Source organism: Variovorax sp. V213, from assembly GCF_041154455.1.
Classification (GTDB): Bacteria; Pseudomonadota; Gammaproteobacteria; order Burkholderiales; family Burkholderiaceae_C; genus Variovorax.
The window spans coordinates 781120-801732 of record NZ_AP028665.1; the positions used below are offsets into that span (position 1 = coordinate 781120).

Annotated in this window: 20 protein-coding genes; 13 read left to right on the forward strand and 7 right to left on the reverse strand. The window is 67.7% G+C overall.

Annotated elements, in window-relative coordinates:
- Positions 1–5: 5 nt before the first annotated feature.
- A complete protein-coding gene (locus ACAM55_RS28920) occupies positions 6–1052 on the reverse strand; it encodes a LacI family DNA-binding transcriptional regulator (RefSeq protein WP_369656696.1) in 1047 nt (348 codons plus the stop codon).
- A 218-nt stretch (positions 1053–1270) separates the two neighbouring features.
- On the opposite strand from ACAM55_RS28920, the gene ACAM55_RS28925 reads away from it, so the two are divergent.
- The gene (locus ACAM55_RS28925) at positions 1271–2560 is read left to right on the forward strand and encodes a porin (RefSeq protein WP_369656697.1); all 1290 of its coding nucleotides are present in this window, start codon (positions 1271–1273) and stop codon (positions 2558–2560) included.
- Here ACAM55_RS28925 and ACAM55_RS28930 read toward each other — a convergent pair.
- Positions 2557–3489, reverse strand: coding sequence for a LysR family transcriptional regulator (locus ACAM55_RS28930; RefSeq protein ID WP_369656698.1), 933 nt, complete (start codon positions 3487–3489; stop codon positions 2557–2559). The genes ACAM55_RS28925 and ACAM55_RS28930 overlap by 4 nt on opposite strands.
- Positions 3490–3578: 89 nt before the next feature.
- On the opposite strand from ACAM55_RS28930, the gene ACAM55_RS28935 reads away from it, so the two are divergent.
- The 7 genes from ACAM55_RS28935 to dmpG all read left to right on the forward strand — a co-directional run bounded on the left by ACAM55_RS28935 (position 3579) and on the right by dmpG (position 9051).
- Positions 3579–4556: a tripartite tricarboxylate transporter substrate binding protein gene (locus ACAM55_RS28935; RefSeq protein ID WP_369656699.1), complete on the forward strand. Its 978-nt coding sequence runs from the start codon at positions 3579–3581 to the stop codon at positions 4554–4556.
- Between the two features lie 31 nt (positions 4557–4587).
- Positions 4588–5112, forward strand: a complete 525-nt coding sequence (locus ACAM55_RS28940) for a heme-binding protein (protein WP_369656700.1) — start codon at positions 4588–4590, stop codon at positions 5110–5112.
- Positions 5113–5197: 85 nt separating this feature from the next.
- On the forward strand, positions 5198–6013 hold the full coding sequence (mhpD, locus tag ACAM55_RS28945) for a 2-keto-4-pentenoate hydratase (RefSeq protein WP_369656701.1): 816 nt from the start codon (positions 5198–5200) through the stop codon (positions 6011–6013).
- Positions 6010–6777: a 2-keto-4-pentenoate hydratase gene (locus ACAM55_RS28950; protein WP_369656702.1), complete on the forward strand. Its 768-nt coding sequence runs from the start codon at positions 6010–6012 to the stop codon at positions 6775–6777. Before mhpD ends, ACAM55_RS28950 begins: the two co-directional genes overlap by 4 nt.
- A 3-nt stretch (positions 6778–6780) precedes the next feature.
- On the forward strand, positions 6781–7035 hold the full coding sequence (locus ACAM55_RS28955; protein WP_369656703.1) for a 4-oxalocrotonate tautomerase family protein: 255 nt from the start codon (positions 6781–6783) through the stop codon (positions 7033–7035).
- A gap of 10 nt (positions 7036–7045) precedes the next feature.
- The gene (locus tag ACAM55_RS28960) at positions 7046–8005 is read left to right on the forward strand and encodes an acetaldehyde dehydrogenase (acetylating) (RefSeq protein ID WP_369656704.1); all 960 of its coding nucleotides are present in this window, start codon (positions 7046–7048) and stop codon (positions 8003–8005) included.
- Complete coding sequence (dmpG, locus tag ACAM55_RS28965; RefSeq protein WP_369656705.1) at positions 8002–9051, forward strand: 4-hydroxy-2-oxovalerate aldolase; 1050 nt, start codon at positions 8002–8004, stop codon at positions 9049–9051. The genes ACAM55_RS28960 and dmpG overlap by 4 nt, the downstream gene beginning before the upstream one ends.
- Before the next feature lie 121 nt (positions 9052–9172).
- Here the strand turns inward: dmpG and ACAM55_RS28970 are convergent, their stop codons facing one another.
- The 4 genes from ACAM55_RS28970 to ACAM55_RS28985 form a co-directional block, all read right to left on the reverse strand.
- The gene (locus ACAM55_RS28970; RefSeq protein ID WP_369656706.1) at positions 9173–10402 is read right to left on the reverse strand and encodes an acyl-CoA dehydrogenase family protein; all 1230 of its coding nucleotides are present in this window, start codon (positions 10400–10402) and stop codon (positions 9173–9175) included.
- 315 nt (positions 10403–10717) lie between these two features.
- Entirely contained in the window at positions 10718–11530 is an 813-nt protein-coding gene (locus ACAM55_RS28975) for a class I SAM-dependent methyltransferase (protein ID WP_369656707.1), read from the reverse strand.
- A gap of 54 nt (positions 11531–11584) precedes the next feature.
- The gene (locus ACAM55_RS28980; RefSeq protein WP_369656708.1) at positions 11585–11989 is read right to left on the reverse strand and encodes a nuclear transport factor 2 family protein; all 405 of its coding nucleotides are present in this window, start codon (positions 11987–11989) and stop codon (positions 11585–11587) included.
- 48 nt (positions 11990–12037) lie between these two features.
- Positions 12038–13321 (reverse strand): LysR family transcriptional regulator, encoded by a 1284-nt coding sequence (locus ACAM55_RS28985; protein ID WP_369656709.1) that lies wholly within the window; start codon positions 13319–13321, stop codon positions 12038–12040.
- Between the two features lie 202 nt (positions 13322–13523).
- Between ACAM55_RS28985 and ACAM55_RS28990 the strand changes: the two genes are divergently transcribed.
- The 4 genes from ACAM55_RS28990 to ACAM55_RS29005 all read left to right on the forward strand — a co-directional run bounded on the left by ACAM55_RS28990 (position 13524) and on the right by ACAM55_RS29005 (position 17030).
- Positions 13524–14552: an amidohydrolase family protein gene (locus ACAM55_RS28990; protein ID WP_369656710.1), complete on the forward strand. Its 1029-nt coding sequence runs from the start codon at positions 13524–13526 to the stop codon at positions 14550–14552.
- 4 nt (positions 14553–14556) lie between these two features.
- Positions 14557–15258 carry a 4-carboxy-4-hydroxy-2-oxoadipate aldolase/oxaloacetate decarboxylase gene (gene ligK / locus ACAM55_RS28995; RefSeq protein ID WP_369656711.1) on the forward strand — a complete coding sequence of 234 codons (702 nt, stop codon included), beginning with the start codon at positions 14557–14559 and terminating at the stop codon, positions 15256–15258.
- An 81-nt stretch (positions 15259–15339) separates the two neighbouring features.
- Positions 15340–16320: a Bug family tripartite tricarboxylate transporter substrate binding protein gene (locus tag ACAM55_RS29000; protein ID WP_369656712.1), complete on the forward strand. Its 981-nt coding sequence runs from the start codon at positions 15340–15342 to the stop codon at positions 16318–16320.
- Between the two features lie 20 nt (positions 16321–16340).
- Positions 16341–17030, forward strand: coding sequence for a substrate-binding domain-containing protein (locus tag ACAM55_RS29005; protein ID WP_369656713.1), 690 nt, complete (start codon positions 16341–16343; stop codon positions 17028–17030).
- Positions 17031–17060: 30 nt separating this feature from the next.
- Here the strand turns inward: ACAM55_RS29005 and ACAM55_RS29010 are convergent, their stop codons facing one another.
- Positions 17061–18827 (reverse strand): tannase/feruloyl esterase family alpha/beta hydrolase, encoded by a 1767-nt coding sequence (locus tag ACAM55_RS29010; protein ID WP_369656714.1) that lies wholly within the window; start codon positions 18825–18827, stop codon positions 17061–17063.
- 203 nt (positions 18828–19030) lie between these two features.
- Between ACAM55_RS29010 and ACAM55_RS29015 the strand changes: the two genes are divergently transcribed.
- Positions 19031–20563 carry a diguanylate cyclase gene (locus ACAM55_RS29015; RefSeq protein ID WP_369656715.1) on the forward strand — a complete coding sequence of 511 codons (1533 nt, stop codon included), beginning with the start codon at positions 19031–19033 and terminating at the stop codon, positions 20561–20563.
- Positions 20564–20613: the final 50 nt, after the last annotated feature.

Here is a 20613-nt window from a genome sequence, read left to right on the forward strand (position 1 = left end):
AATGGCTAGTCGGCGAGCAGACGGGCCTGGCCGCGTTTGGCGCTGGCCGTTTCCAGCGCGCGGGTGCTGCCGCGCACCACGAGCGTGGGCGGCGAGACGGCGCTGTAGGGGGTCGCGCTTTCAGGCTTTTGCTTCAGCTGGTGAATGAACCAGAGCCCGCAGGCGGTGGCCAGTTCGGAGACTGGCAGGCTCACGGTCGTGAGGCCCGGGCCCCACCACCTGAAGCCCAGCTCGTCGCCGAAGCCGACGACCGACAGCTGTTCGGGCACGCGCACGCCGCTTGCATGCAGTTCTTCCAGCACGCCCTGCGTGTTCTGGACCGAACCCAGGACCACCGCCGTGGGCGGGGTGCGCAGCGCGAGCAGGCGGCGGATCGCGTCGCGGCCGAAGTCCGTCGAGGCGGGCGCGCCGAGTTCCTCGCGCGCATGCGTGGCCGCCTTGCTGCCTGCGAGAGCGTTGTGAAAGCCTTGCAGCCGCGCGGCGCCGGTGGGCAGATCGGTGGTGCCGCCGATGTAGGCGATGCGCTGATGGCCGAGTTCGACCAGGTGGCGCGTGGCCTGGAACAGCGCCTGCGCGTCGTCGATGCCGAACCAGTGCTCGCCCAGCGCCGCATGCCTGCGCAGCAGCTGGATGCGCGGCGTCATCTTGAGAAGGCGCACCGACTCCGGATGCGGCCGCGCGGTGGGCACGATGATGATGCCGGCCACGTTGACGCTGGTGAGCTCGCGGATATGACGCAGCTCGACCAGGCGGTCGTCGTCGGTCTCCGACAGCGTGAGCTGCAGATCCGCGCTCTCCAGGCATTTAGACAGCGCATGCGCGATGGTCGAGTAGAAGCTGTTGCGAATGTCCGGAACGACCAGGCCCACCAGGTTGCTGGAGGCCCCGCGCATCATGCGCGCCGCGCGGTTGGCGACATAGCCCAACTCGTTCGCGACCTCGGCCACCTTCTGCTTCATGGCGGAACTGATGCGCGGGTCGTCGGATAGGGCCCGGCCCACGGTGGAAGCGGAGACCTCGAGGCGCCGGGCAATGTCTTTGATCGTGACCATGTGCGAACTATATGCGCGAACAGTGTGCGGGAATGCACTAACGATAGCACGCCAGTGTCCGGATGCCAAGAAGAAGCCGTTTGACTTCATCTAGAAAGTCTCTCTAGAATCAATGCTAACGATAGCATAAATAGAAGCGAACCGCATCACAAGGCCGGACGGATTGATCCGCCGTCCGGCCACCTCGCCTGGATCGCAACGAAAACTGGAGACAAGACATGAAGCCCCACCCCTCTCTGCGCCATCGGGACAAGCTGAAAAGCTCATTGCTCGGCATGCTCGCCCTCGGCTCGGCCGGCGCTGCATGCGCGCAGTCGTCCGTCACCATCTTCGGCGTCGTCGATGCGTCGGTCAGCCACTACGCCAGCAAGTCGGAGGACCGCAACTTCGCAACGCCGGCATCGCCCTTCTACGTCAACCAGGGCTCGCGCACCGTGAGCCGGACCGCGCTCGCGAACTCGGCCTACAACAACAGCCGCCTGGGCTTCCGGGGCACGGAGGATCTGGGCGGCGGGCTCGCGGCCGGCTTCTGGCTCGAAAGCCCCATCACCAACGACGACGGCGCGACCGGCCTTGCGAACTTCAGCCGGCGTTCCACCGTGAGCCTCATGGGTGGCTTCGGCGAAATTCGCCTGGGGCGCGACTTCACGCCCACCTTCTGGAACGACACGGTGTACGACCCGTTTGCCGCGGTCGGTGTCGGCGCCAACCTGATCTCCGCAGCCAGCCTTTTCAACACCACCGGCGGTGCCGGCGGTTTCGGCGGCAATGCCAACTACCTGCGTGCGAGCAACTCGATCGGCTACTTCCTGCCTCCCAATCTCGGCGGGTTCTATGGCCAGTTCATGTACGCGCTGCACGAGAACAACAGCTACGACCCGGGCACCGCCACGCCGCCGGGCGTGAACCCGCTCACCGGCCAGGTCAACGCCGGCGCCGTCGCAAGCAGCCGCGCCGGCCGCTACGTGGGAGGCCGCATCGGCTATCTCAACGGTCCCCTGGACATCGCGCTCGCCTACGGCAGCAGCACGGCGGGGGACGACTATTTCGCGGGCACCACCGACAACGTGAAGACAATCAACCTGGGCGCGTCATACGACTTCGGCATCGTCAAGCTCTTTGGCGAACTGTCCCGCGTCAGCAAGACGCGCGACTACGCCGCCGTGCCATTGTTTCCCTTGCGCGACACGGACCTCAAGGGCTACCTGATCGGTGCGACCATTCCGGTGGGGCCGGGCCTCATCCGCGCCGCCTATTCACGCGTCAGTTACGACACGGATGCGGCGCCCACGGCCTTGGTGCCGGTGCCCGATCCCAAAGCCGGCAAGCTCAGCCTCAGCTACGTGCACAACCTGTCGAAGCGCACCGCGCTGTATGCCACCGTCGCGCGCATCAGCAACAAGAACGGCGCGGCATTGACGGTGGGCGGTCCGGCGTTCATCGCCACGAGCGTGTTTGCACCGCGAACCTCGAGCGGATACGACCTCGGTATCCGCCACGCGTTCTAGGGTACCTTGCGTCGAGGCGGTTTGGCCGGCGGGGGGTGCTGCGCTGCGGGCGGGGCGACGATGAAGTCGACGAAGCCCTGCGCCGCGTGCGAAAGCGAAACGCCCGCTCGCTGCACCAGCGAGACCTCACGGTCGATCGAAGGGTTCTCGATGCGGCGCCAGCCGATCCGCGCGGGGTCGGCCAGCTTCACCGCATAGCCGGGGAGGATCGCGACGCCGAGCCCGGCGTCCACCATGCCGATGAGCGAGCCCGCATAGTTGGCCTCCCTCGTGGGCTTCAGCATCAGCCCGGCGGCGGCGAAGCCTGCTTCGCTGAGGTCGCGGAAGACGCTGCCGCGGCGCAATGCGAGCACCGGCTCCTGCGCGATGTCCGCCCAGGTCAGTTTCTTCGAGCGGCTGAACGCGTGCCCGGCCGGGAATGCGGCTGCCATGGCTTCCGAGAAGAGCAGGGTGCGCTGGATGTCGACTTCATCCGACGCGAAAGTGCCGATGCCGACGTCGGCCGCGCCGCTGCGCACCAGCGGCAGCACCTGGTTGGGGAGCGTGTCCTGCAGCACCACCTCGATGCCGGGGTATTGCGCGCCGAAGGCAGACAGGATCGGCGGAAGGTAGGTGCTGGACAGCACCAGCGGGGCGGCCACCACGACGCGCCCGCGTTCCCGCGCCACGAGCTTGTCCACGCCCGCAATCGCCGACTCGAGCTCGGCCAGGATGCGTTCCGCGCGCGGGAAGAAGTCGCTGCCCGCCGCCGTCAGCGCCACGGTTCGCGTGGTGCGGTCGAACAGCCGGCTCTCGATGGTGCTTTCGAGTTCGCGCACCAAGAGGCTGAGGGCCGATTGCGTGACATGCATGGCCTGCGCGGCGCGGGTGAAGTTGCCAAGCCGCGCGACCAGCACGAAAGCCCGGAGCTGGCGGAGAGTCACATTCATGAGCGGAGCCAATCATTCGATTGGAAAGTCTCGATTGAATCACAGCCGTGTGCGTCTTCTAATCACTCCAACAGAGAAAGACCAGAGACATGAAACGCCGTGAACTCCTCCTCGCCTCCGTGCCGGCGCTCGCTGCCGCCGCCTTGCCCTCATGGAGCGCTGCGCAGCCTGCTTATCCAAGCTCGCCCGTCAAGGTGCTGGTGGGTTTCCCGCCTGGCACGGCGACCGACGTGGCGGTGCGGGCCGTCGTGGACCAGATGGCCCGGCGACTGGGCCAGCCCTTCATCGTGGACAACCGGCCCGGCGCCGGCAGCAACATCGCCGCCAAGGCCGTGGCCACGGCGCCGCCCGATGGCTACACCGTCTTCGCGATCACGATCGCCAACGTCATCAACGCCGCGTTCCCGGTCGCCAATGCGGTCGATCCGTTGAAAGACTTCAAGCCGATCACGCTAATCGGGAACGTGCCCAATGTGCTGGTGGTTCATCCTTCGCTGAAGGTGTCGAGCGTGGCCGAGCTGATCGCGCTCGCCAAGGCCAAGCCGGGCTCGCTGTCCTTTGCCTCGTCGGGCGTCGGTACCTCTCCGCACCTGTCGGGCGAACTGTTCGCGCGGATGGCCGACATCAAGATGGTCCACGTTCCGTACAAGGGAAGCACGCCCGCGGTGACGGACTTGCTCGGGGGCCAGGTGCAGCTCATGTTCTCGCCGGCCTCCACGGTGCTGCCGCAGGTGCGCGCGAACAAGCTGCAAGCGCTGGCCGTCACCAGCCCGCGCAGAACCTCGATCGCGCCGGAACTTCACACGCTCGACGAGCTGGGCTTGAAGGGCTTCGACACCTCCGTCTGGATGGGGCTGATGGCCCCGGCCCGGACGCCGGCCAGCGTGATTACCACGCTGCGCAACGCGGCCCACGCGGCGCTCGACTCGAGCGAGATCCAGGCGATCTACAAGGCGCAGGCCATCGACGTCCTGAAGACCAGCGACGAGGAACTGTCGCGCTTCCTGCGGAGCGAGGGCGCGCGGTGGTCGAAGTTCATCCAGCAGACGGGCATCAAGCCCGAGTGAAGAGAAGTTTTTTCAAAAGAGGAATACCGAAATGTCCAAGCTGCGCGTCACCGAGTGCCGAGAATTCATCGCCGCGGTCACCGAGAAGGCTGCGGAAATGGGAGTGCCCATCTCCGTTGCCATCGTCGGGCCCGAGGGCCACCTGATCGCGCTCGAGCGCATGGACGAGGCGGGCTTCATCACCCCGGACACGGCCCGCGCGAAGGCGTTCACCGTGGCCGCCTTCCGCTCGATGAGCCCGCGTTTCAGCGACGGCCTCGTCATTCAGCAGTGGTTCAAGGAGCGCAACCCGCAGATGCTGGTCAATGCTTCGGTCTTCACCAATGGCCAGGTGGTCGCCTCCGGCGGCTGTGCACCCGTGTTCAAGGGCAACGAGATGGTCGGCGCCTACGGCATCAGCGGTGCGACGGGCGACCAGGACGAGGAGATCGGCCAGCATGCCCGCGCGAAGGTGGGTTGGGCCCACATGCCGGTCGATGACACGACGCCCGAAAGCGTGAAGAAGCACGTGAACGAGATCTACAGCAAGGTCGGCCTGAAGGATCGCGCCCTCTGAGCCCTGCGCGGCAGCCGAGCCTGCCCGCGCTGACCCCATCCCCCCACTTTCAAACTGCCCGCCGCGCGCGGGCAACGGAGAACCCATGCCTTCCCAATCCGCCGTGCTGTCTGAAGCGGCCGACGCCCTGTGGCGTGCCGCCCAGACCGGCCACTTCATTCCACCATTGAGAGCCACCTATCCCGCCCTCGACGCGGCCGATGCCTACGCCATCCAGCGGATGAACACCGAGCGCCGGTTGGTCGAAGGCCGCCGCGTGGTCGGCTGCAAGATCGGCCTCACGGCACGTGCCGTCCAGGCGCAGCTTGGCGTCGACCAGCCCGATTTCGGCGTGCTGTTCGATGACATGAGCTTCGGCGACGCAGAGCCGATTCCCATGCAGCGGCTTCATCAGCCGAAGGTCGAGGCGGAGATTGCCTTCGTGCTCGGCCGGGACCTCGCCATGGCCAACCCCGGGCATGCGGACGTGATCAAGGCGGTGGACCACGTCCTTCCGGCCATCGAGATCGTGGGCAGCCGCATCGCGGGCTGGGACATCCGGTTCGTCGACACGGTCGCGGACAACGCGTCCTCCGGGGCCTTCGTGCTGGGCGGCTCGCCGCGGCTTCTCAGGGAGATCGATCTCAGGCTGTGCGGCATGGTCATGAACCGCCGCGGCGAGCCAGTGTCGGTCGGCGCGGGTGCCGCATGCCTGGGCCATCCGATCAACGCGGTGGTCTGGCTGGCCCGCACCATGGCCGCGCTCGGCCAACCGCTGCGCGCCGGCGACCTGGTGCTGTCGGGCGCACTCGGCCCGATGGTGCCGGTCGCACCCGGCGACGTTTTCGAAACCCACATCAACGGCCTCGGCAGCGTCAAGGCCGTGTTCGAAGCCGCTGCCAACGCGAAGGAATCCCAATGAGCCAGGCACACGAATTCGCGCATCTGCTGGACGATGCCGCCCGCCATGCCAAGGCCGTGCCGCAGATCGACCCGAAGGGCGAGCTCTCGCTGGCCGACGCCTATGCGATCCAGTCCGCATCCATCCAGCTTCGCCTGGCGCGCGGGGAGCGCCGCGTCGGCGTGAAGATGGGCTTCACGAGCCGCGCCAAGATGGTTCAGATGGGCATCGACGACGTCATCTGGGGGCGCCTGTCGAGCGGCATGCAGGTGGAGGAGGGCACGCCTGTGAAGTTCGCGCGCTTCGTGCATCCGCGTGTCGAGCCGGAGCTGGCCTTCGTGCTGAAGAAATCGCTGGCCGGCGACGTCACCGCGGCCGAGGCGCTTGCCGCGGTCGAGGCCGTGGCGCCGGCACTCGAAATCATCGACTCGCGCTACCACGACTTCAAGTTCAGCCTGCCCGACGTGATTGCGGACAACGCCTCGTCGAGCGGCTTCGTGATCGGCGCCTGGAGCGACCCGCGCCAGGATTTCAGCAACCTGGGCCTCGTGATGAGCATCGATGGGCGCGTGATGCAGGTCGGTTCCACCGCCGCCATCCTGGGCCACCCGTTGCGCTCGCTGGTTGCCGCGGCGCGCCTCTCGGCGGCGGCCGGCGAGCCGCTGCAGGCTGGCTGGGTGGTGATGGCGGGCGGCGCGACGCCCGCCGAGTGGATCAAGCCGGGCCAGTACGTCTCGATCGAGATGGAGCGGCTCGGCTCCGCCGGCTTTCATGTGGAGGAGTGAATCGTGCCCATTGCCTTGATCAAGATCATCGAGGGGCGCAGCCCCGAAAAAAAGCGGCGGCTGATAGAGAGCGTTTCGCGCGCCATGGCGGAGAGCCTCGAGATGCCGCTGGACGCGGTGCGGGTCCTTCTGCACGAGTACCCGTCGGGCCACTGGGGACGCGGGGGCCAACTTGTATCCGACATCCGGGCGGAAGCCGCCTCCGACCCATCCGGCGCAGAGCTCGCCGACGCGACGGCCAAGCTGCTCGCCAACTGAAAGAAGCCACGTGACGAACAAACTGAAGGTCGCCATCATCGGGCCGGGCAATATCGGCACCGACCTGATGATCAAGGTCATGCGCAACAGCAAGCACCTGGAGATGGGTGCGATGGTCGGCGTCGATCCGGCATCCGACGGCCTGGCGCGCGCCGAGCGCCTGGGCATCGCCACCACCGCGGAAGGCATCGAAGGGCTGCTGCGGCTCGGCGTGTTCCCGGACATCGACATCGTGTTCGATGCCACCTCGGCCGGCGCCCATGCGCGCCACGACGAGGTGCTTCAGGCCCATGGCGTGCAGGTCATCGACCTGACGCCCGCGGCCATCGGTCCCTACGTGATCCCCGCGATCAACCTCGATGCCGAGAACGCCAGCAACATGAACATGGTGACCTGCGGCGGGCAGGCGACCATCCCCATGGTGGCCGCCGTATCGCGCGTCGCCAAGGTGCACTACGCCGAGATCGTCGCATCGATCTCGAGCAAGAGCGCCGGTCCCGGTACGCGGGCCAACATCGACGAGTTCACCGAAACCACCCGCGCCGCAATCGAGAAGCTCGGCGGCGCGGAGCGCGGCAAGGCGATCATCGTGCTGAACCCGGCGGAGCCGCCGCTGATCATGCGCGACACGGTGTTCGTACTCTCCGAAGCGGCCGACCAGGCGGCGGTGGAAGCCAGCATCGCGCAGATGGTGGCGAGCGTGCAGGCCTACGTGCCGGGCTACCGGCTGAAGCAGCGCGTCCAGTTCGACGCGGTTCCCGCCGACCGGCCCCTCAACGTGCCCAGACTCGGCCTGCGCCACGGGCTCAAGACCTCGGTGTACCTCGAGGTGGAAGGTGCCGCCCACTACCTGCCGGCCTATGCCGGAAACCTCGACATCATGACCTCGGCCGCGCTCGCGTGCGCGGACCTGATGGCCGAGCGGCGCATCGCCAGCGGCATCGCCCGCGGCCTGAAGGAGTTCGCATGACCACCGGCAAGAAACTCTACATCAGCGACGTCACGCTGCGCGACGGCAGCCATGCCGTTCGGCACCAGTACAGCATTGCCAACGTCAAGGCGATTTCCGCGGCGTTGGATGCTGCCGGCGTCAACAGCATCGAGGTCGCGCACGGCGACGGGCTGGAGGGCTCCAGTTTCAACTACGGCTTCGGTGCGCATACCGATGTCGAATGGATCGCGGCCGTGGCCGAAACGGTGAAGACCGCGAAGGTCGCCACCTTGCTGTTGCCCGGCATCGGCACCACGCACGACCTGCGCAATGCCCACGATGCAGGCGCGCGCATCGTGCGCGTCGCAACCCACTGCACCGAGGCCGACGTGTCGCGCCAGCATCTGGAATACGCGCGCGAGCTCGGCATGGACCCGGTGGGTTTCCTGATGATGAGCCACATGACCACGCCGAGAAAGCTGGCCGAGCAGGCGCTCTTGATGGAAAGCTACGGCGCGAGCTGCGTCTACGTGGTCGACTCCGGCGGCGCGCTCGGCATGGACGACGTTCGCGACCGGTTCCGCGCGTTCAAGGACGTGCTGAGCGCCGAGACGCAGACCGGCATCCACGCGCACCACAACCTGAGCCTCGGCGTGGCGAACTCCATCGTTGCGGTGGAAGAGGGCTGCGACCGCATCGACGCCAGCCTGGCCGGCATGGGCGCCGGCGCCGGCAACGCGCCGCTCGAGGTGTTCATCGCGGCGGCCGAGCGCCAGGGCTGGCGTCACGGCACCGATCTTTACAAGCTGATGGACGCGGCCGACGACCTGGTGCGCCCGCTGCAGGACCGCCCGGTGCGCGTGGACCGCGAGACGCTGGCGCTCGGCTATGTGGGCGTCTATTCGAGTTTCCTGCGCCATGCCGAATCGGCCGCGAAGAAGTACAACCTGAAGACCGTGGACATCCTGGTCGAGCTCGGTGCGCGCAAGATGGTGGGCGGCCAGGAGGACATGATCGTGGATGTGGCGCTCGACCTGCTGCGGCGATCTGTGCCGGGACATGTGGATTCCGGACACCAGCCATGAGAGGGGCGGCACGACCTGGTCCGAAGCAGGCCTGGTGTTTTGCCAAAGCCATACGGTCCGCAACTTGGCCAGCGGCACCCTGTCGAACGCGGCGACGGTTGCCGCAATGCAGGCCCTCGACCTATCGATAGCCTGCGAGCTCGTGCTTGGCGATCGCGTTGCGGTGCACTTCATCCGGGCCGTCGGCCATGCGCAGGTGGCGGGCGTAGGCCCAGAAGTTCACCAGCAGCGTGTCCTGGCTCAGGCCCATGGCGCCGAAGGCCTGCATCGCGTCGTCGATCACCTGGATGCAGTTGTTGGGTGCGATCACCTTGATCATCGCGATCTCCTTGGCCGCCACCTTGCTGCCCACCGTGTCCATGCGCCAGGCCGCATGCAGCACCATCCAGCGGGTCTGGTCGATCAGCATCCGGCTTTTCGCGATGCGCTCGCGCCACACGCCCTGTTCGGCCAGCGGCTTGCCGAAGGCCACGCGCGACACCACGCGCTGGCACATCATCTCCAGCGCCGACTCGGCCATGCCGATCATGCGCATGCAGTGGTGGATGCGACCCGGGCCGAGGCGGCCCTGCGCGATCTCGAAGCCGCGGCCCTCGCCCAGCAGGATGTTGTCGACCGGCACGCGCACGTTCTCGAACAGCACCTCAGGATGGCCGAAGGGCGCGTCATAGTGATTGACCAGCGCCATGTCGCGCAGCACCGTGATGCCGGGGGTGTCGGCGGGCACGATGATCATCGACTGCTGGCGGTGGCGATCGGCATTGTCCGGGTCGGTCTTGCCCATCAGGATGAACAGCTTGCAGCGCTCGTTCATGGCGCCCGTGATGTACCACTTGCGCCCGTTGATGACGTACTCATCGCCTTCGCGCCGGATGCTGCAGGCGATATTGGTGGCGTCGGAAGATGCCACCGCGGGTTCGGTCATCGCGAAGGCGGAGCGGATCTGGCCGTCGAGCAGCGGCTGCAGCCAGCGCGCCTTCTGCGCGGCCGAGCCGTAGCGCTCGATCACCTCGGTGTTGCCCGTGTCCGGCGCGCTGCAGTTGAACGCCTCGGCGCTCCAGTAGCGCCGGCCCATGATCTCGCACAGCGGCGCGTACTCCAGGTTCGTCAGCCCGGCGCCATGGGCGGTTTCGGGCAGGAACAGGTTCCAGAGGCCGGCTGCCCGTGCCTTCTCCTTGAGTTCTTCCAGCAGCGGCAGGCCGGTGTAGAAGCCGCCGCTTTTCTGTGCGTTCAGCCAGGACTGGTGCGCTTCCTCGGCTTGGCGTTGCTCGTTCGGGTAGATGTGCGCGTCCATGAAGGCGAGCAGGCGGGTGCGCAGGTCCTGGACCTTGGGGGTGTAGGCGAATTCCATGCGGATGTCTTTCGAGTGAGGGGTAGTGAGGTCAGGATCAGGAGACAAGGCCGACGGCGATGGCCATCAGCGCAGGCTCGGGCTCGCCTTCCGGTCCAGCGCGGGCATGTGTGCAGTTCGATTGGACGTGCCTCGATCGTGCCCGGATCGGACCCGCCAGGCTGTCTCCTGCATGACGGAGCGCGCGTCCGGCAGGAATGCGGCGCCACGCTCCGCGACCTGCTCCACCGGCTCGCGCAGGGCCGTGCGCATGCCGATCACTCGGGGGGACGGTCTGGCTGATCGACCGGGCAGCAGCCTTTCGCCGGGACTGCGCTATCCCGCCGCCACGATGACGTGCGCCTGAATCTTGCCGGCCACCGGGCCCTTGCCGTGGCGGCTGGCGATTGCTTCCGTTGCGCGGTCCGTAGCGAGTTGAAGCAAGGTGGCATCGCGCGCCTCGATTTCGTTGCGCAGCGGCGTTCCCTGGCAATAGGCGGTGGCGACGTCGCGTGCCGAGGGCGCGCGACTCAGCTTCTCGCGCGTCTCGATCTCGATGTCGGTGAATCCTGCGCGGCTCAATTCCTCGCGGATCAGTGCCTCATCGTGATAGCCGTGCGGCGTGCGGGCGAGGAAACGCGGAGGGTCGTGCGGAAACACCGCGGCGAGGGCGTTGGTGACGTCGTCGGCAAAGGCGTTGTCTTCGATACGGTCCCAGACATTGAAGACAAAGCGCCCGCCCGGCCTCAGCACGCGACGCGCCTCGGCGTAGCCGGCGACCCGGTCGGGAAAAAACATCGCGCCGAACTGGCAGCAAACGACGTCGAACGAGGCATCTTCGAACGGCAGGTCGAGCGCGTCCGCCTGCCGCCATTCGATACGGCTGTCGGGCCCCTGCCGGCTCGCGGCATAGTCGATCATGGGCTGGTTGAGATCGGTCGCCACGTAGTGCGCGCCGGCGCCGAGCCTTGGTGCAAGCGCCCGCGTGACCACGCCGCTGCCGGCCGCCGTTTCAAGCACCGAGCCTGGCGAGGAGGCGGCGGCAAGCTCCGCCATGTCGGAGGCATAGGCCTCGAAGATCAGGGGGACCATCAGCGTGTCGTAGAACTTCGGGATCGAGCCCGCGAACACCTTGTCGCTCTCAGCCATAGGAGATCTCCTTGAGGTTCTGTACGGCACCCCTGCCAGCTTGCCGGCTACGTCTCATCGCGTTGGCACGGCAGGCGACAGGCGATTCTTGCGGTAGGAGTTCTTCAGGAGAATCTTGCCGGCCCGGAAAGTGAACAGATCGCAGCCTTGAACTTCAACGCGCGTGCCGTTCGTCCGCGTTCCCGTGAACGTCCATTCCGAGACGCCCCGGTCCCCGTGGACGAAATGGCGGGCGTTCCCCCAGTGGGCATCGGGAAAGACTGCCCAGACCTCCGCGAAACCCGCTCGCACGGCCTCGACGCCGACGTATCGGGTGCCGCACGCATCGGCGCCGGCAGACGATTCGAAGACGCAATCGTCCGTCATGAACGACATGAGAGCGTCGACATCGTGGCGATTCCACGCGTCGGCGAATGCTTGCAGCCCGTCCGTGGTCATTTCGGAGATCGCGATTTGCATGATGGGCACCTCTACAGAGCCTCCGCACCGATGTTCAGTGTAATGACTTCAGCTCGCCGCGGCGATGCGGAAATCGGGCGAGCGGCCGACCACCGCGCGGATTTCCTGCATCAGCGCGCGCGCACCCGGCGAGGGGAACGCGCCGAGGCGTTGGGTGAGCCCGATTTCGCGCCGAGTTTCGTCGAGCGGAAAGTCGAGCACGACGAGGCTGCCGTCGCGGATCTCGTAGCGCAGCTGGTGGGCCGAGATCGCGGTCAGCATGTCGCTTTCGAGCAGCAGGCCGCGCAGCACGGCAAGGTCGCCGGTCTCCACCGCGGGAATGGGAGGCGCCTGCCGCGCGGCGGAGAAAAAGCGCTCGAGCAGTTCGCGCGAAGGCGTGCCGTGCCGCGAGAGCGCCCAGGTCGCCTGCCGCAAGGCATCGAAGTCGACGCGCGCGGCGTGCTCGAGCGGATGGCCGGCGCGGGCGATCACCGAGATGTGGTCCTGAAACAGCGCTTCCTGCTGCAGGTCGCCGGCCTCGGCGCCGCTGCGCAGCGCGCCCAGGATGAAGTCGATGTCGCCGCTTCGCAGCAACGCCGCCAATGCGTCGTAGGGGCTTTCGACCGTGGCGACGTGCAGCCCCGGATGGCGCGCCAGCAGCGAGGCAACGGCCAGCGGCAGGATCTGCGTGCGGCCGAGCGGCAGCGCGCCGACGTTCACGCTGCCCTGCAGCATGCCCTCGCTGGCCGCGATGTCCGGGCCGATGTGGCGCAGCTCCGCGAGCACCCGCTTGAAGTAGAAGGCCACGATCTCGCCCACCGGCGTGGGCACGAGCCCGCGTGTCCTGCGCTCGAGCAGCGCGACGCCGAGCCCGCCTTCGAGGTCCTTCAGCGCGCGGCTGATGGCGGGCTGCGTGATGCCGAATTCGCGCGCGACCGCCGGCATGTTGCGCTTCTCCACCAGGCTCGCGATCACCGCGAGGCGACGGCCGTTGAGGATCGACGCGAAGAGCGAATGCACGTCGGCGGAGGCGCCGATGCCGCCGCGCGCCCCGAGCTGCGCGCGCGCATCCTCGAACTCGCGCTCGATGCGCCGCGCGCGCAGCAGCACCAGGTTGCCATACGAGTTCAGCGCCATGCCGCGCGAGCCGCGATCGAACAGCGGCCGGCCCAGCGCGCCTTCGAGCTCGGAGATGGAGCGCGTGACGCCCGAGGCGACGCGAAACAGCTGCTCGTCCGCGGCCCTCGCGATGCTGCCGGCCGCGGCCACGGCCGAGAACGCGCGCAGGTGCCGCAGGTTGATGCCGAGCGCGCTGGCGTGCGTCCGGTCGATAACTTTGTCTCGTGGGTGCACGGGCTCTGCTTTTTTGAGGATGTTCTCTCGCCGGAGCGGCCTGCGAGATGTGGGGGAAACCCTGATCGATAAAAAAGTCTGATGGTAGGGCAACCCGAACTCACCCCACGCGGCGGCCCCGCGAACCACACTTGCCGCAAGGGCTGGCGCACTCCCTCCACGCGCCAGCAAAGCATCACCCAAGCCATTCACGGAACTGCCAATGATCATCGACTGCCACGGCCACTACACCACGGCGCCCAAGGCGCTCGAGAACTGGCGCAATCAGCAGATCGCGGGCCTGAAGGACGCCGCGCTGAAGCCGCGTGCCGCCGACCTGCGGATCAGCGACGACGAGCTGCGCGAGTCGATCGAGGGCAACCAGCTGCGCCTCATGAAGGAACGCGGCAGCGACCTGACGATCTTCAGCCCGCGTGCGAGCTTCATGGCGCATCACATCGGCGATTTCGAAACGTCTTCGACCTGGGCCGCCATCTGCAACGAGCTGTGCTTTCGCGTGAGCGAGCTGTTCCCGGACCACTTCATCGGCGCGGCCATGCTGCCGCAGTCGCCGGGCGTGGACCCGCGCAGCTGCATTCCGGAACTGGAGCGCTGCGTGCGCGAATACGGTTTCGTGGCCATCAACCTCAACCCCGATCCCTCGGGCGGGCACTGGACCTCGCCGCCGCTGTCGGACCGCCACTGGTATCCGCTCTACGAGAAGATGGTCGAGCACGACATTCCGGCCATGGTGCACGTGAGCACCAGCTGCAACGCCTGCTTCCACACCACCGGTGCGCACTACCTGAATGCCGACACCACGGCCTTCATGCAGTGCCTCACGTCGGATCTGTTCACCGACTTCCCGACGCTGCGCTTCGTGATCCCGCACGGCGGCGGCGCGGTGCCCTACCACTGGGGGCGCTTCCGCGGACTGGCGCAGGAGATGAAGAAGCCGCTGCTCAAGGACCACCTGCTGAACAACATCTTCTTCGACACCTGCGTGTACCACCAGCCGGGCATCGACCTGCTGACCCGCGTGATACCGGTCGACAACATTCTCTTCGCGAGCGAAATGATCGGCGCGGTGCGCGGCATCGACCCGGAGACCGGCTTCTTCTACGACGACACACGGCGCTACATCGACTCCGCACCCATGCTCGACGCGAAGGCGCGGCACAAGGTGTTCGAAGGCAACGCACGCCGCGTGTACCCGCGCCTGGACCGCGCACTCATCGCCAAGGGGCTCTGATCTCATGTCTGCTTCCAACACCCTCCAACAGCTCGGCGTGGTTCACCGCCAGATCGCGCGTGCGGATGCCGCCGCGGTCGAAAAGCTTTCGCGCTTCGGCGTCTCCACCGTGCACGAGGCGCTCGGCCGGCTCGGGCTGATGCAGCCGCGCATCCGCCCGATCCATCCCGACGCGCGCTTCTGCGGCCCGGCCGTCACCGTGCTGCTGCAGCCCGGCGACAACTGGATGCTGCATGTGGCGGCCGAGCAGATCCAGCCCGGCGACGTGGTGGTCGCGGCCTGCACCAGCGACAGCACCGACGGCTTCTTCGGCGACCTGCTCGCCACCTCGTTCAAGGCGCGCGGCTGCAAGGGCCTCGTGATCGACGGCGGCGTGCGCGACGTGCGCGACCTCAATGCGATGGGCTTCCCCGTGTTCAGCCGCGCCATCCATCCGAAGGGCACGATCAAGGCAACGCTCGGCTCGGTCAACGTGCCGGTGGTGTGCGCGGGCGCCCTGGTGTATCCGGGCGACGTGGTGGTGGCCGACATCGACGGCGTGGTGGTGGTGCCCGCCGCGCGCGCGCAGCAGGTGGCCGATGCGGCCGAAGCGCGCGAGGCCAACGAGACGGCCAAGCGCGCGCGCTTCGCGGCCGGCGAGCTTGGCCTGGACATGTACGCCATGCGCGAGCCGCTGGCCAAGGCCGGCCTGCGCTACATCGACTGAGTGCGGCGCACCGCTGGCCCGGCAAGGATGCCCGCGCCGCAGACCTGGGGACCAGAAATCCCCGCAACCTGAAAATCGATGATGACAACTTTCATTCGCCGCCACGTGCTGGCCCTGGCCGGGGTGCTGGCGCTCGGCGCCTCCCTGAAGGCCGGTGCTGCCGATGCCTATCCGTCCAGGCCCATCAAGATGCTGGTCGGCTACAGCGCCGGCGGCGCGGTCGACGCCATCGCACGCTCGGTCGGCCAGCGCATGTCGGCCATCCTCGGGCAGCCGGTGGTGGTGGAGAACAAGCCGGGCGCGGGAACCAACATCGCGGTGAAGGCGCTCATCGCGAGCCCGCCCGACGGCTACACGCTGCTGCTCGCGGCCAACGCCTTGGCGGTGAACCCTTCGCTCTTCGAGCCCGCGCCCTACGACCTCGAGCGCGACCTGACGCCGGTCGCCTCGGTCGGCCGCGTGCCGGTGGTGTTCTCGGTGCGCGAGGGCTCGGCCCTCAAGACGCTGCCCGAACTGGTGGCCGCGGCCAAGGCCAGGCCGGGCGGCGTCACGGTCGCCACGCCGGGCAACGGCTCCACGCCGCATCTGGCGATGGAACTGTTCCAGCACACCGCCGGTCTCTCGCTGCGCCATGTGCCCTACAAGGGTGGCGCGCAGGCCCTCACCGATGTGCTCGGCGGGCATGTGGACGTGGTGGCCGTCAACGCCCTCGAGGTGCTGCCGCTGGCGAAGTCGGGCAAGCTGAAGGTGCTCGCGGTGATGAGCAGCGAGCGCGCCGCGGTGCTGCCGGGCGTGCCGACGGTGGCCGAGTCGGGTTACCCCGGTTTCGAATCGAGCGTCTGGTATGGCTTCGTCGCGCCCGCAAAGCTTCCGCAGCCGGTGCTCGCCAAGCTGCACGAGGCGGTGCAAAAGGCACTCGAATCGCCCGAGGTGCGCGACCAGCTTGCCGCGGCGGGCGGCGTCACCCTGCCGGGACCGGCGGCGCAGTTCGACGGGCTGCTCAAGACCGATGCGGTGCGCTACGGCAAGCTGATCCGCGAAGCCAACATCAAGCCTGATTGACCACGCGAGCGAGGCAACGAATGACGACACTGATCCAGGGCCTCTGCTCGATGGCGACTCGCGGGTTGCTGGACGAACTCGCGGCGGCCTATGCGCAGCGCACGGGGGTGCCGGTTTCCTTCCTGGCCATCGGCGGTGTCGAGGCTGCCCGGCGTGTGTCGGCGGGCGAATCGTTCGACCTGGTGGTGCTGGCCTCGGACGCCATCGACAAGCTGGTGGCCGCGGGCCGGCTCGCCGCCGCCGGCAAGGTCGAGCTGGTGCGCTCGGGCGTGGCGGCGGCGGTGCGCGCGGGTGCGCCGCGTCCCGACATTTCCACGGAAGAGGCGCTGCGCAGCGCCGTGCGGGCGGCACCTCGCATTGCCTACTCGACCGGCCCGAGCGGCGTTGCGCTGATGGCATTGTTCGAGCGCTGGGGCATTGCCGCCGAGATCCGCAGCCGCCTGGTGCAGGCGCCGCCCGGTGTGCCGGTCGGCTCGCTGCTCGCGCGCGGCGATGCCGCGCTCGGCTTCCAACAACTGAGCGAGCTGATCGGCGTCGAAGGCATCGAGCTGATCGGCCCGCTGCCTCCGGAGGTTCAGATCACCACCGTCTTCTCGGCCGCCCCCGGCATGGGTGGCGCGAAGCCGGAGGCGGTGCGTGCGCTGCTCGATTTCATGCGCTCGGCGGACAGCACCGAGGCCAAGCGCCGCCACGGCATGGAGCCCGCCTGAGGCATCGCGCCGGGCGCAGGGCAGGGCGGGCTATCGGCAGGCGAAGCTGGCGGCCGATTCGAGGCTGCCGCCCATGTAGACCGCCGTCTGCGGGTACGGGCACAGCGGCCGCGTGCGGGCAGGCGACCAGTCGGCAGGCACTTCGGCATTGACCACGTTGGCGCCGGGCCCGCGTGCATTGGCAACGACGGCCGCAGGCGCCTTGCCCTGTTCCACCCACGCGACGAGCGGCGCGAGCATGTCGAACTGGTCGGTGGCCGGACCGCCGCCGCAATGGTTCATGCCGGGTACCGGAAAGAAGCGAGCAAAGCCGGATGCATCGCCGCCGTTGGCCGCGCGCAGCTGCTCGTACCAGCTCGTCGTGTCGTCCGACGAGAACACCGCATCGCTGGTGCCGTGGTACACGATGAGCTTGCTGCCGCGCTCGCGAAGCGCCGAGAGGTTGGCGGGGTTCGGCGGCGTCATGAATGACATCGCCGACTCCGCATAGAGGGCCGTGCTCGCGAAGATGCCCGGCGCATCGGTGTCCATGTTGAAGCCCAGTGCGAAGTCGATGCCCGGTGGGCGGCTCGTGCCCAGCGGCGGCGTGCTGAAGACGAAGCCCACGGCGGCCGTGTCCAGGTTCTGCGAATTGGCAAATTCCCATTGGCGCCAGTCAGCGCCCTTGATGCCGGCGTCGTACGGAAAGCCGCTGTAGAGCGCCGTGCCCGCGCTGTTGCGCGCGCCCGAGAAGATGTTGTCGAGCACGGTCTTCTGCGTGGCCGTGAGGCAGCTGCCGGTGCGCGTGGCGCCGCATGTGGGCACGGCGCTGGCCAGGTCGAAGGCCTGCTTGCAGCTCTGCACGTCGGCCACGATGCCGTCGGTCGCGCCGTCCAGGGCGTCGCAGCGCGCGAGCACCGCGTTGGCCACCGTGGTCATCTCGGCCGGCGTGAAGGCGGTCTGCAGGTCCGGCTTGCCGGCCGGCGTGTTGGCGGTGGTCACCTTGGCATATTGCTGCACGCCATAGAGCTGGGCCACCGCGGCCTTCGGCAGGTTGAATCCGGGGTTGCCGGCCAGGATGCCGTCGTACTGGTTCGCGAACCGCGCCGCGGCCACCATCGCGTGGCGGCCGCCGTTCGAGCAGCCGCCGAAGTAGGAGCGGTCGGGCGCGCGCCCATAGGCCTTCGCGATCAGGTTCTTGGCCATCGGCGTCAGTTGCGCCACGGCGTTGTAGCCGTAGTCCAGGCGCGCCTGCGGGTCGATGCCGAAGGTCGGGATCTGCGCGCCCGAGTGCCCCGCGTCGGAACTGATCACCGCGAAGCCCCGGTGCAGCGCCGTGCTCGTGGGTGCGCCGCCGCCGATGCCGCCCGTTGCGCGCACCACGTTGCCGTCGAGCCCGCCATTGGCCTGGTAGAAGAACCGGCCGTTCCAGCTGACCGGCAGGCGCATCTCGAAGCCGATGGCGTAGGTCTTGCCGTCCACGCTGCTGGTGCGCTGGTTCATCTGCCCCTGCACCAGGCAGTGCTCCGGCACTGGCGTGCTCACGCCGGCGACGACGAGCGTACCCGCGGCCACCGAAGTGACGCTGGTGTAGACGGTGTTGCCGAACGCCGCCTTGCTTGCGAGATCGCTGCACGACTGGAGCGTGCCGGGGCGCGCCTCCGCCAACCCGGAGCCACCGGGGGAGAGCGTGGTTGGAACGAAGCCAAAGCCACCTGCGCCCCCGCCGCCGCCGCCGCCACCGCAGGCGGCGAGCAGGGAGGCCGCGGCCAATGCGGCCCATGTCGGGCGGCATGAAGAGAACTTGATCCGGTTCATCCGTGTCTCCTTGCCGGGTCGGGCCCGGCGGTTATAAAGTTATCGTGGATAACCAATATAGTTTTATGTGATAACTAAAAAATAGGGCAAACCCTGAAGCCCTGCCGGTCAGGTTTCGGCCCTGCTTTGCCCGATTCGAGGTGATCGGGGCACAGATGTGTCAAAGTGCGAGCGGCCGTTACGGCATCCCTTGAAAGTGCAGCGTGTTTCGCCGACCTTCCATCACCTTTCGGACGATGGCCTTCGTGGCCATCGTCTGCCTCAGCCTGCTGGCGATCGATTGCTGGAACAGCTGGCAGTCGCGCACGGTGCAATTGCGGCAGATGAACGTGGCGGCGTCGAACCTCGCGCGCGCCATGGCGCAGCAGGCGGACGACACGCTCAAGGCGGCCGACTCCGCGTTGGTCGGCATCGTCGAGCGCGTCGAACACGACGGCACCGGCCCGGCGGCCGTGGAGCGGCTTCGCAAGGTGCTTGCGGCCCAAGTCGATGAATTTCCGCAGCTCGACGGCTTGCACATCTATGACCAGGACGGCAACTGGGTCGCCAATTCGCGCCGGACACCGCCGCAGAACCTGAACAATGCAGGCAGGGAATACTTCATCTTCCACCGTACGCACGAGGAGCGCGGACCGCACATCGGCATCCCGGTGAAGAGCCGGACCAGCGGCGAGCTGCTGGTGCCGGTATCGCGTCGCATCAATCGTGCGGACGGCAGCTTTGCGGGGGTGGCGCTCGCGACCATCGACATCGACTTCTTCATGAAGTTCTACGACAGCCTGGACATCGGCGAGGCGGGCGCCGTGGCGCTGGTGCTCGACAACGGAACCATGATGACCCGCCGGCCCTACAGCCCCGAGATGGTCGGACGGGACATGCGGGAGACCGGGCTCTATCGCGCATACCTCGACCAGGGTGCGGCCGGCTCCGCGTACATCAAGTCGTCGCAGGACGGCACCATGCGCTTCAACAGCTTCCGGCGGCTCGAGAACTATCCGCTGTTCGTGGCCGCCGCCCTGTCCAAGGACGAGATCCTGGCCGACTGGTGGCGCGAAACGCTCTGGCATTCGGCCGGTGTCATGCTGCTCGCGCTGGGGGTCGGTTTTGTCGGATGGCGGCTGGTCAAGCAGTTCGAGCTCCAGGTCCAGACCGAGGACGAGCTGCGGCAGGCGCGCGACGCGCTCGAGACGCTGAACAAGACGCTCAATACGCTTGCCATGGAAGACGGGCTGACCGGGCTCGCGAACCGCAGGCAGTTCGACGTGACGCTCGACAACGAGTTCGGCCGCGCGATGCGCGATGCGAGCACGCTCGCGCTGATCATGATGGATGTGGATTGCTTCAAGCAGTACAACGACATCTACGGCCACGCGGCCGGCGACGAGTGCCTGCAGACGATCGGCCGCACCATCGCCAAGGTTGCAGGCCGTCGTCCGGGGGACCTGGCGGCGCGCTACGGCGGGGAGGAGCTGGTGGTGCTGCTGCCGAACACCGACGTGGCGGGCGCCGTCATTCTGGCGGAACGCATTCGCAGTGCCGTTCGCGACCTGAAGATCGTTCATGCCGGCACCGAAGACGGCTTCGTGACGTTGAGCGCCGGCGTGGATGCGTTCAGGCCCGAGCCCGGAGCGGCGCAGCCGAAGGAATTGATCCGCGCCGCGGACCAGGCCTTGTATGCGGCGAAGGCGGGCGGCCGCAACCGCGTATGCGCATCGATGCGGCCCGTGCCCGCCTAGGCTGAGCAGCGCCGGCGAGCGCCAGGGCAGGGTGCGCGTTGGCACGCATC